The organism is Clostridium carnis (assembly GCF_054657435.1).
This window is the reverse complement of record NZ_BAAHYS010000001.1, coordinates 2,066,750-2,078,812: the sequence shown is the minus strand read 5'-3', so window position 1 is coordinate 2,078,812 and position 12,063 is coordinate 2,066,750. Positions and strand designations below refer to the sequence as shown.

The 12,063-nt window shown below is 27.5% G+C and carries 12 protein-coding genes; 3 read left to right on the top strand and 9 right to left on the bottom strand.

What is annotated here, in order from left to right; translation table 11 throughout:
• Positions 1-40 precede the first annotated feature (40 nt).
• On the bottom strand, positions 41-2,029 hold the full coding sequence (locus ACYQ1T_RS09995; protein WP_459834460.1) for an ATP-dependent helicase: 1,989 nt from the start codon (positions 2,027-2,029) through the stop codon (positions 41-43).
• A 165-nt stretch (positions 2,030-2,194) separates the two neighbouring features.
• On the opposite strand from ACYQ1T_RS09995, the gene ACYQ1T_RS09990 reads away from it, so the two are divergent.
• On the top strand, positions 2,195-3,661 hold the full coding sequence (locus ACYQ1T_RS09990; RefSeq protein ID WP_459834458.1) for a nicotinate phosphoribosyltransferase: 1,467 nt from the start codon (positions 2,195-2,197) through the stop codon (positions 3,659-3,661).
• 28 nt (positions 3,662-3,689) lie between these two features.
• Here the strand turns inward: ACYQ1T_RS09990 and ACYQ1T_RS09985 are convergent, their stop codons facing one another.
• The 3 genes from ACYQ1T_RS09985 to ACYQ1T_RS09975 form a co-directional block, all read right to left on the bottom strand.
• Complete coding sequence (locus tag ACYQ1T_RS09985) at positions 3,690-3,908, bottom strand: hypothetical protein (RefSeq protein WP_459834456.1); 219 nt, start codon at positions 3,906-3,908, stop codon at positions 3,690-3,692.
• Between the two features lie 111 nt (positions 3,909-4,019).
• Entirely contained in the window at positions 4,020-5,231 is a 1,212-nt protein-coding gene (locus tag ACYQ1T_RS09980; RefSeq protein WP_459834454.1) for an EAL and HDOD domain-containing protein, read from the bottom strand.
• A 158-nt stretch (positions 5,232-5,389) separates the two neighbouring features.
• Positions 5,390-5,722 carry a hypothetical protein gene (locus ACYQ1T_RS09975; protein WP_459834452.1) on the bottom strand — a complete coding sequence of 111 codons (333 nt, stop codon included), beginning with the start codon at positions 5,720-5,722 and terminating at the stop codon, positions 5,390-5,392.
• 327 nt (positions 5,723-6,049) lie between these two features.
• Between ACYQ1T_RS09975 and perR the strand changes: the two genes are divergently transcribed.
• Both perR and ACYQ1T_RS09965 read left to right on the top strand, forming a co-directional pair.
• Positions 6,050-6,457, top strand: a complete 408-nt coding sequence (gene perR, locus ACYQ1T_RS09970; RefSeq protein WP_459834450.1) for a transcriptional regulator PerR — start codon at positions 6,050-6,052, stop codon at positions 6,455-6,457.
• Positions 6,458-6,574: 117 nt separating this feature from the next.
• Positions 6,575-7,507: a hypothetical protein gene (locus tag ACYQ1T_RS09965; RefSeq protein ID WP_459834448.1), complete on the top strand. Its 933-nt coding sequence runs from the start codon at positions 6,575-6,577 to the stop codon at positions 7,505-7,507.
• A 153-nt stretch (positions 7,508-7,660) separates the two neighbouring features.
• Here the strand turns inward: ACYQ1T_RS09965 and ACYQ1T_RS09960 are convergent, their stop codons facing one another.
• The 5 genes from ACYQ1T_RS09960 to lon all read right to left on the bottom strand — a co-directional run bounded on the left by ACYQ1T_RS09960 (position 7,661) and on the right by lon (position 12,000).
• The gene (locus tag ACYQ1T_RS09960; RefSeq protein ID WP_459834446.1) at positions 7,661-8,188 is read right to left on the bottom strand and encodes a hypothetical protein; all 528 of its coding nucleotides are present in this window, start codon (positions 8,186-8,188) and stop codon (positions 7,661-7,663) included.
• Between the two features lie 109 nt (positions 8,189-8,297).
• Positions 8,298-8,546 carry a hypothetical protein gene (locus tag ACYQ1T_RS09955; RefSeq protein WP_459834444.1) on the bottom strand — a complete coding sequence of 83 codons (249 nt, stop codon included), beginning with the start codon at positions 8,544-8,546 and terminating at the stop codon, positions 8,298-8,300.
• Between the two features lie 27 nt (positions 8,547-8,573).
• A complete protein-coding gene (locus tag ACYQ1T_RS09950) occupies positions 8,574-8,894 on the bottom strand; it encodes a hypothetical protein (protein WP_459834442.1) in 321 nt (106 codons plus the stop codon).
• Between the two features lie 159 nt (positions 8,895-9,053).
• Positions 9,054-9,671 (bottom strand): ribosome biogenesis GTP-binding protein YihA/YsxC, encoded by a 618-nt coding sequence (gene yihA / locus ACYQ1T_RS09945; RefSeq protein WP_459836512.1) that lies wholly within the window; start codon positions 9,669-9,671, stop codon positions 9,054-9,056.
• Positions 9,661-12,000 (bottom strand): endopeptidase La, encoded by a 2,340-nt coding sequence (lon, locus tag ACYQ1T_RS09940; protein ID WP_459834440.1) that lies wholly within the window; start codon positions 11,998-12,000, stop codon positions 9,661-9,663. The genes yihA and lon overlap by 11 nt, the downstream gene beginning before the upstream one ends.
• Positions 12,001-12,063: the final 63 nt, after the last annotated feature.

Here is a 12,063-nt window from a genome sequence, read left to right as displayed (position 1 = left end):
TAGTAAAATTATACAACGTAAGAAAATAATAGTGAACATTTTAGTTCACTATTATCATAAGATTATTTTCCATTAATATTTTAAGAGAAAAACTTCTAAGCTCATTATTACCAAAGTCTATTTTTATAACATCTCCTTCAATAGATGTAACCTTTCCTTCTCCATGAGCTCTATGATGTATATATCCCCCAATCTTTATCCCATAATCTTTATTTGCTTCAGTAGAAAATTCACCTTCTTTTATAAATCTTGATGGATCCTTAAATTTTCCACGTTGAGTTTTAGGAGAATAAATATATAAATTATTAATAGCTCGTGTTATGCCAACATAAAATAATCTTCTTTCTTCCTCTATATTTTCCTCAATTGATGACTTATGTGGAATTGTTTCTTCATTACAATTTACTATAAAAACATTTTTAAACTCCATTCCTTTAACACCATGTATAGTACTTAGTATAACACCTTTTTCAGTTGCTTTTGCCTCTTCTAATTGCTCCTTAACCTTTTCAACATGAGATAATAATTCAATAATTGTTTTAAATCCCTCAGCTGCACTTTTAAATTCTTCTAATATATCCTCTAACTCATCTATATTTTGATTATATCTTTCTCCATACTCCTTTAAGTAATTAACATATCCAAGTTCAGATATAATATATTGTATAGCGCTTCCTAATGAAATTTTATTTAAATAATTAATTTCTTTTCTTAGATCATTAAACTTTTTAGCTTGGTATGGTGGAGTGTCCTTTTTCTCAATTAAAATATCAAAGGGGCTTTTATCTTCAAAATAACCTTTTATATATTCAATACTTGATTTACTTACATATCTAAAGGGCTTATTAATTATAGTTAAAAAATCATTTTTATCCTTAATGTTTATAGCTAATCTAAGATAAGCTAAAATATCCTTACATATAAAGTGTTCAAAAAAGTTATATCCTTTATCTAACAATACAAATGGAATCTTTTTTCTTGTAAATACATCTATCAAGCTTCTAGCTTCCATATTAGTTCTATAAATAATAGCATTATCCTCAAATTCATCAATAGATTTTTCAATAATATCAGCTATTGCCTCACCTTGTATCGTCTCATTGTATGGAGTTGAATATTCTATAATTCCTTTAGAGTTTTTAAAAAAATTAATTTTTTTATTGTTTCTATTTATATTATTTTTAATTATCTTCTTTGAAGCTTCAACTATATTTTTATTACTTCTATAATTTACTGACAAATATAATTTTTTTCCACCTTTAAAATCCTTATTAAAGGTAACCATATACTCTGGTCTAGATCCTCTAAAAGAATATATACATTGATCTTCATCTCCAACTGCAAATAGTTCATTAACATCATTTATAAGTTTTAAAAACTCTATTTGAAGTTCATCACAATCTTGAAATTCATCAACTAATACATATTTAAATATATTTTTATATTTATTTAAAATAATATTATTATCTCTTAATAAATTAATTGCTGTAATTGATAAGTCATCAAAATCCCATAACTTATTTTTATTTTTATATTCTTCATAATGTTCAAAGCACTCTTTAAAAATTTCCTTTGATAAGCTTGGTTTAAATTCTTCCATTTCTATTAGAGCCGTCTTAAAAGTTGATATATTATTTAATACTTCCTTTACTTTATCTTCATTAACATCATCTGAATACTTAGATAAAACATTTTTAACAATTCTATGAGCAATTCCACCTTCTATTATTTCAATTTTATAACCTTCTCTAAGTAAAATCTTATAAAATAAACCATGAAACGTCCCAAAAAAAGGAGCCTTTTCTCTTTTAAAAACATTTTTATATCTACTTCTCATATTATCTGCTGCTGCTCTTGTAAAGGTAATTACTATTATATTTCCAATTTTTACTTTTAAATCACTAACAAGGTAATTAACTCTATTGATTATTACCGTAGTTTTTCCCGAGCCTGGTGCTGCTATTACAATTACATTTTTATCTCTAACATAAACAGCCTCTTTTTGAAATTTATCTAAACTAACTTGCATTTTTACTCCCTTTCACTACTTTCTCATAATTATTCTAGCCCTATTGCTATTATAAATAACTATATTGTAATAATTAATATATAGATGTACAATATGTTTATATTATTTAATAAGATTATGTTACTTTATATACTTATATTGTAGCAAGTTCAAAGGTGGGTAAAAATGGAGAACTTGATAAGATTTGACGTTACTAATGAGAGAAATCTTACTATGTTAGTAGATTTCTATGAGCTTACCATGGCTAATGGTTATTTTACTAAAGGGATACAAGATAAAATTGCTTATTTTGATATGTACTTTAGAAGAGTTCCTGATGGTGGTGGCTATTGTATAATGGCTGGAGTTGAGCAGTTAATAGAATACTTAAGTAATTTAAAATTTACTCCATCAGATATAGAATATTTAAGAAGTAAAAATATATTCTCTGAAGATTTTTTAAATTATTTAAAGAATTTTAAATTTGAATGTGATGTTTGGGCGATTCCTGAAGGAAATCCAGTATTTCCTAATGAACCTTTAGTAACAGTAAAAGGACCTGTAGTTCAAGCGCAATTTATAGAAACTATGATTTTACTTACAGTTAATCATCAAACTCTTATTGCAACTAAGGCTAATAGAATTTGTAGAGCTGCTAATGGAAGAACTGTTATGGAATTTGGTTCTCGTAGAGCTCAAGGATATGATGGAGCTATATACGGTGCTAGAGCATCTATAATCGGTGGATGTGATTCAACAGCTTGTACTATAGCTGATAAATATTTTCATGTCCCTGCTGTAGGTACAATGGCTCATAGCTGGGTTCAATTATTCGATACTGAATATGAAGCATTTAAAACTTGGGCAGAAGTTTACCCTGATAATTGTTCTTTACTTATAGATACATATAATGTATTAAAATCAGGATTACCTAATGCTATAAAGGTATTTGATGAAGTATTAAAACCTCTTGGAAAAAGACCTAAAGGCATAAGAATAGATTCTGGAGATATTACTTATTTAAGTAAAAAATGTAGAAAAGAACTTGATGCTGCTGGATATAGTGATTGTAATATAATAGTTTCTAATTCATTAGATGAACATATAATTAGAGATGTTTTAAACCAAGGTGCTTGTATTGACTCCTTTGGTGTTGGAGAAAGGCTTATTACAGCTAAATCTGAACCTGTTTTCGGAGGAGTTTATAAACTTGTTGCAGTTGAAAACAATAATAAAATCATTCCAAGAATAAAAATAAGTGAAAATAGTGAAAAAATCACTAACCCTGGCTTTAAAAAAATATATAGAATCTTCGATAATGAAACTAATATTGCAATAGCTGATTTAATAGCTTTAAGTCATGAAAATGTTATTGATAATAAAAACATAGAACTTTTCCATCCTGTTGACACATGGAAAAGAAAAAAAATATCTAACTACTATGTAAAAGAACTAATGGTAAAAGTATTTGATAAAGGACAGCAAGTTTATAAAAGTCCTACTGTTTTAGATATAAAAGAGTTTTCTAAATCTGAATGCAATAAAATGTGGCCTGAGGTTTTAAGGTTTGAAAATCCTCACAATTATTACGTTGACTTATCAAAAGAACTTTGGTCTTTAAAACAAAATTTACTACATGATTGTATAAAATAAAAAAGAAAGAGTGCATTTGCACTCTTTCTTAATAATTTACTATTCTCTCAGAAACTTTATAATTTAAATATCTATCTTGGGAATAGAAAAGATCCTCATTTCCCATATCTGTATAAATACTTTTCCCAGATGGTACCAATTCTTTAAATGGACATCCTTCTTCTCCTTTAGCAGATGCTTGCATAGGACATCCACCATAGCAACTAACCTTTTCTCTACTAGTTGACCAAAATGGACAATTACTCATAAATCTCCCCCCCAATACCCAAACCTATGAAAACGAAATCACACTTGTATTATAATATAACTTTTGTTAAAAATAAAGTATTAATTTATTAAATTTTCATGTAATTTACATTTAATTTATATTTGTTATATTTTTAGTCCATTCAATTGACTTTAAATACAAATTACCTAATATACTCGTATCTAACTTAACTTTTTTACATAATGAATTAATTTTAGTCATATCCATTTTTTCATATGCTAAAGCAATATCTAATATTTGCTTATAAATATTTTCCTCTCCTAATAGAGCTTTTTTTATATCTATACTAACAGGAAGTTCATCAACTATACTTCTCATATCCTTTTCTATCATTAGATGTAAATCTGAAAATAGCCCAACCATAAATGCCATTGATTTTTCTTCACTAGAAATTTCTTCTAACATAACTTCACAAAATTTAGCTCGTATTACTGTGTTATTAGCATATTCTGCATTTTTATAAGAAGCCATTTCTACTATAGATAATATTGAAATCCACTTTTTTAATTCTCCTCTACCAATTAACATTATAGCTTGCTTAATTGAACTTATTTCTTGTAAAAAATTAAAATAAGAGGAATTAATAAATCTTAAAAATTTATACATTAATGCTACATCTGATTTTATTATATTTTCAACAATATCCATATCAAAATCATCTTTTAACAACTCTACTAAAATACTAAATATTGATGAATTTTTTATTACTACGTCTTTTCCAAATAAAACAGACGGTTTGCTGTAATAATATCCTTGAAAGTATTCAAAGCCTAACTCTATAGCCTCATGTAAATCTTCATCTGTTTCTATCTTTTCTGCTAAAAGCTTTATATTAGTTTTTACTATAAAATCAGAAAGTTCCTTTCTCTGATTTTTAGTAGATAACATAAAATCTACTTTTATAATATCTATAACATCTATAAACTCTAAAGTTTGTTCTAAATTTACAACATCATCTAAGGCAATTCTATATCCTTTTCTCTTTAAAATTTTTAAATTTTCAAGAATTTCTTTTGTGGGCTTTACATCCTCTAAAACCTCTATTACTACCTTTTCTTTTGGTAATAAAGTTGCTATATTACTATTAATAACTTCTTCTGAAAAATTAACTAAAGCTATTTTATTGTTAGTAAGTTCATCTAAACCAAAAGATGAAATATTTTCTATTACTTTATAAGTAGCTTTATTTGCCTCTATACTACTATCAAAACTATTTTCTAGAGAACTTCTATATAACAACTCATATCCTATTACTTTTTCACTTTTATCATAAATCGCTTGTCTCGCTATAAAAATATCCATATATACACTCCATATTGATCATTAAAATAATTATATATCAATATATGGTAATTTAAAAGATTCATATCTATATAATTCACAAAAATTCAACAAAAAAGAAACCTATGTATAAATTTCCCATAAGCTTCTTTAATATCGCACTTTATATTGAAATATAATTATCTTCTGCAATGATTACTATTTTTTACTACTGAGATATTAATTACTTCATTTGTAAATGCTTTTAATAATGCTTTTTCTAGCACCTTTTCTTCTTCAAAGTTTGCAATATCTTTGCATTCCGCAAAAACTTTATTTAATTCTCCATCTAGATTTCTATATGTTAAAGTTACATATGGCTTATCATATTCAACATTAACTATTTTTATACCCCATGCTATTTGTGCATAATCCCCATCCTTAGTTAAATAAGTTAATTCTCTTAATTTTACTTTTTCCTCTGATGGATCATTTACCTCTATTAATTCGTCTCCTACTTTATACTTTGCCATTATTAATTCCTCCTAAATATAATTAATTTACTACTATTTTCTATTTTATTAGTATATATTATTCGTAAAATTTATGATATTATAAATAATGTTAATAAATTAGCATTAATACCTTAAGGGTTTGTTAATTAATTAACAACCTCTACATAAATATTATCATATGTTTTATGCATATTCAATAGTTTTCTGAATATTTTGTAGAAATAATACAAATTTTTAGTTAATTAACATTTATTATTTTTTACCAGTCATTATTGTTCAATATCTATTGACTGGTACTATTTCATATTATATAATAGAGTTACAATATTATAAGGGTGGTGTATTATGGACAATATAACTTCTATCTTCAGAGAAAAGAAATTAAAACTTACGCCTCAAAGATTAGCTGTTTATAAATATCTAATGAGTACAAAAGAACATCCTTCAGCAGAAACAATATATAAAGCACTACAACCAGAATATCCTACTATGAGTTTAGCTACAGTATATAAAGCACTAAAAACTCTAGTAGAAGTTGACTTAATTCAAGAAATCAACGTTGGTGAAGGTAACTTTAGATATGATGGTAATTCATGTGAGCATGCTCATATTCAATGTATTAATTGTAGTAGGGTGGATGACCTAGACAATATTTCATTTAAAAACCTAAACCAAACTGCTGAAGATTCTTCTGATTATAAAGTCTTATCTAACAGAATATTCTTCTATGGTATTTGTAGACAATGTCAGTAATTAAAGCTTAAACTAGGAAATTAAAAATAATTTTCTAGTTTTTTTTATTTATATATATGTTTATTTAAATTTGAATTTATCCTCTAATGACTTCATATAATAAAATGAGGTGATTATATGGCTAAATTTATAGTAATAAAAAAGAAAACTATTTTATCATCTTTAATAGTTTTATGTCTCTCTATATTTTTATTATGTTATTTTTTTATTTTTACAAATGATAATTATTCAGCAACAAATTTTACTCTAAGCACATTTACTAAAGATACTGATTCACTTGACCTAAATGGTGATGGCGAAATGGATTCATTAAATATACTTTCTGAAAAAAATCATTACATAATAAATATAAAAACACAAAATAAAGATTTTTCTTTAAAAAGTAAAGATAAATCTAATTTACTTGCTTCTAAATTATCTAATTGGCCTATTAAAATTAATACATTAGATTTATCAAGAGATGGGACTCCTGAAATAATAATAAGAGGCTCTAAGGATAATTCTCCTATTAATTATATTTTCACTTGGGATAATGGAGAATTTAATAATATTTATACATCTCAGGATAATATATTGGGCATTCTTGATTCTACCAACTCAAGAACTCCTAAAATTTTATCCCTTTCTTCTAGTAAAGGTGATTCATCAGTTGCTTCATTTGTTTTCAACGGAAGTAATATTAAGGACATAAGTTTTTCTAAACAAAAAGTTCCTGGACTTGCTTCTATTCAATCCTTTATTGATATAATTCAAGCACAATATGAATTATCTGAACCACCAAATATATTTTCTTCTAATATATCCAGTGATGAGCTAGGACTTTTATGGGGACTTGATAAAGAAAATTATCGTTATTCTTTTCAAAATGGATATTTTACTGATACTAAATGGGATAAAAACGGCGATGTTACAACATTAAATTGGGTTTTATCTTTCGAAGCAGTTAATAAATCAAAGTCTAATTCTCCTAAACAAGAGCTTTTACTTTATCTAACTGTAGAGAGAGATCCTTATAAAGAATTTAAAATATTGTCTATAAGAAAATCATAAAAAAATCAAAAGGCCGCTTTTGCGGCCTAAAAGGGGGATGGGGGGTTTTAGCTTTAATGAAGATTTCTCTTCATTCGCTATAGGAGAATACTTCTCCGGTACACTTATAGTATTGACTATGATATTTTTTTTATACATTATTATCCTTTAAATTTACTTAAAAGTCCCTTCTCTATATGCTTCTATAACTCTATCAAGGAAATTAGCCCTTTTAGGATCTACTATACTTTTTATTGCTATCAAAAGCTGTATGTTCTCATCTACTTCTTCTTCATTAAACAACTCATCTTTGTTATCATTATAGCTATTATTACTTCCCATCATATTTTTAAGGTTATTCATATCAATGTTATTTAAATCCATTCCACCTCCTAACCCTAATCCTGACATCATATTTTGCAATGCACCTAAATCAAATCCGCCTTGATTTCTATTATTACCTTGATTTCCTTGCATAAATCCTTGTAATGGACCAAGATTTAGATTGCTTAAATCAAATCCCTCTTTACTCATAGATGATAAAACATTCCCTATTTGTCCCATATCCATATTACCACCTAATAAACTCATTATTTGAGCTGGATTTATTCCAAAAGGATTATTTTGATTTATATTAGATTTATTCTGCTGATTATCATAACCTCCTTGTTCCCCTTTACGCCTATGCTTCTTTTTTGACATTTAGGCTCCTCCTATAAATTCCTCTTCACTTTATTATATGTATTAAATTAAAATATGTTTATATTTTAGGGCATTTTTTTGGAGGGCTAAAAGCCCTCCATCCTCTATACTAACAGCAGCAATTTTCTCCACCAAATAAGCTTGAGAATGAGCCTCCGCATAGTAAGAATAATAAGATTATTAAGCAAGATCTGTTATTATTTAAAACTCCAGATCCACAAGCTATTAATAAGAATATTATAGGTGATACACAACTATTCATTCCATTAAAAGCATTTCCGCAACCATTTCCATATGAGTTGCAGCACATATCTTGACAGCAGCAATCATGTTTCTTTTCGCGACATTTCTTTGACATAACTATCTCTCCTTTCTTATTTTAAGATTAGCAGCATCCGCCAAATAGATTTCCTAATCCACCGCATCCGTTATCGCAATCTCTACCGTTGCAAAGGAATAGAATTACTAATAGGAATAAATATGATGCGCAATTTCCAGTACCTGCTCCATATCCACATCCACAAGATTTTTGATTTTGACATCCGCATCCGTAGTTTCCACCACATGATCCGCTATAGAATAGGATTAAAAGTATCCATATCCAACTGCCAAATCCACATCCAGCATTAACTGGAGGGCATTGTGGTGCACATGAATCATTACAACCACAGGAATTTAAACCATTTAGAATTTCATTCATTTCCATAACTTACTCCTCCTTGAGATTTTTTTGTTGTTTTGTTGTTTATACTATATACTATTCTCTCGAATAATAATTGACACTGTTTTTTATTGTAATATTTTAAATTTTAATGATAAAAATAAAGAACCTATAGAGTTCCCCTCTATAGGTTCTTTAAATATACTATTCTTCAGTTATTTCTAACTCTTCTTCTTCAACTAAATCACCAAATAAATTATCAATTAAGGTATCTTTTCCCTTTTTATTTAATGATGAAAAGAAATAAAGCTTATCTTCTTTTCCAAGATTTAATGTATCTTTAATTATCTTCTCACTTTTTCTAATATCATTATTTGATAACTTATCACTTTTAGTAGCTACAACTATTTCATCATAACCAAAATGCTTAATCCACTCATGCATTTGAATATCATCTGCAGTAGGCTTATGTCTTGAGTCAACTAATAAGATAACTCTTTTTAATTCTTCTCTTCCAGTTAAGTAAGTTTCAATTGTATTTCCCCAAGTAGCCTTTTCCTTTTTAGAAACTTTAGCATATCCATACCCTGGTAAATCAACTAAATAAAATTCATCTCCATTTATCATAAAGAAATTTATTAATCTAGTTTTTCCAGGCGTTTGGCTTACTTTTGCTAAATGCCTTCTATTAGTTAAAGCATTTATTATTGAACTTTTTCCTACATTTGAACGGCCAACAAATGCAACTTCCGGAAGACCTGTTATAGGATACTGATCTCTTTTAACTGCCGATATTATAAATTCTGAATTTTTAATTCTCATCAATGGTATCAACTCCAATTATCGCTTTATTTAATACATCCTCAACCTGTTCTGCTAAAAGTATATTTAACTTATTTCTTACTGAAGAAGGTATTTTAACTATATCTTTTTCATTTTCTTTAGGAATTATTATAGTATCTATTCCAGCCCTAAAAGCCGCAATAGATTTTTCTTTTAATCCTCCAATTGCAACTACTCTGCCTGTTAAAGTTACTTCTCCAGTCATGGCAACATTGCTTCTTACTTTATTCTTTGTTAAAGCAGATACTATAGCAGTTATAATAGTTACACCAGCTGATGGACCATCTTTTTTAATTGATCCTTCTGGAAAATGTATGTGAATATCTTTAGTCTTATAAAAATCATCTTCTATACCAAATTTTGCTGCATTAGCTCTTACAAACCCAAATGCAATTTTAGCAGATTCCTGCATAACATCTCCAAGTTGTCCAGTTAGAACTAGCTTACCACTTCCATTCATTACTACAGCTTCAACTGGTAACGTATCACCACCTGCTGCTGTCCAAGCCATCCCCTTAACAACTCCAATTCTATCTTCTATATCTTTAACATCAAAAGTAAAATACTTTGCACCTAAATACTTTTCAACTCTATTAGTTGATATAGATATTGATTTTTTATTATTCTTTATCATTTCTGTTAGTGTTTTTCTAATTAACTTTGATAAAGTTCTTTCTAAACTTCTAACCCCTGATTCTCTAGTATAACTATTAATTACGTCTTTAATTGCACCTTCTGATATCTTAAATTGCTTCTCATCTAATTTATGTTCTTTTAACAACTTAGGTATTAAATGATTTTTAGCTATATGATATTTTTCTTCATAAGTATATCCTGATACTTCTATAACTTCCATTCTATCTAATAAAGGTGTTGGGATATTATCCAATGAATTTGCAGTTGTTATAAATAATATCTTTGACAAATCCATTTCCAGTTCCAAATAGTGGTCTCTAAAAGTATTATTTTGTTCACTATCAAGAACTTCTAACAATGCATCTGCTGTATTTCCCTTATGATCAAAACCTAATTTATCTATTTCATCAAATAATAATAAAGGATTATTTGTTTTTGCTTCTTTTAATGAATATGCAATTCTACCTGGAATAGCTCCTACATAAGTTTTTCTATGTCCCCTTATTTCTGCTTCATCTCTTACTCCACCTAATGAAATTCTAGTAAATTTTCTATTTGTAGCCTTTGCAATAGATTTAGCAATAGAGGTCTTACCAACTCCTGGAGGCCCTACTAAACATAAAATAGGTCCCTTTAAACTATTAGTGTATTGTTTAACAGCTAAATATTCAACAATTCTATCTTTAACTTCTTCTAATCCATAATGCTCATCATTTAGAATTTTTATAGCTTCATTAACATCAAAATTATCTTTACTTGATTTTGACCAAGGTATATCAAGAACCCAATCTAAATAAGTTCTAATTACATTACTTTCAGATCCTTGTCCTGACGCTGACTTTAATCTTAAAAGTTCATTTTCAGCTTTTTCACGAACATGCTTTGGAAGCTTTGCTTTTTTAATCTTTTCAGAATAACTTTCTATTTCTTTCTTCTCTTCATCTGCTTCACCAAGTTCTTCTTGTAATACTCTTATTTGCTCTCTTATATAGTATTCTTTTTGTGATTTATCAACGCTATCTCTAAGCTTCTTTCCTATTCTCTTTTCTACTTTATATATTTCAATTTCATTTTCTATTATAACAAGAAGCTTTTCTATTCTTTTTTTACAATTTAGTTCTTGCAGTATATCTTGTTTTTTCTCTTCATCATATATAACATATGATGCAACAACATCTGCAAGTTCACTATAATCTTTAACAGTATCAAATAAACTTAAAGCATTAGATTTAACATTATCTACTATCTTTATATATCTTGCAAAACTACTTCTTAAGCTTTTTATATATGCTTCTAGTTCTTCAATATCTTCCTCTTCTTTTGCCTCTTCTAAAGTATTTACCTCAGCTTCAAGATAACTTTTTTCACTATTAATATTTTTAAGTTCTCCTCTTTCAATTCCCTCTACAAGAACCCTTATTATGTCATTTGGTAATTTTAATAATTGTTTTATTTTACATATAGTGCCTATATTATAAATATCCTCTAAACTTGGATCCTCTAAATCATAATCCTTTTGAGTTGATAAAAATATATCTGTTTGATTTTCTATTGCAGCCTCTACTGCTGCCTTTGACTTTTCTCTACCAACGTCAAAATGTATTACCATATTAGGAAAAACTGTCATTCCCCTTAGAGGAATCAAAGGTATGTTTATTATGCTTTTACTCATTTTATTCCCCTCCATCTCACTTATACATTTCGTAACTTAACTAGTATACACATAAATTAGTTA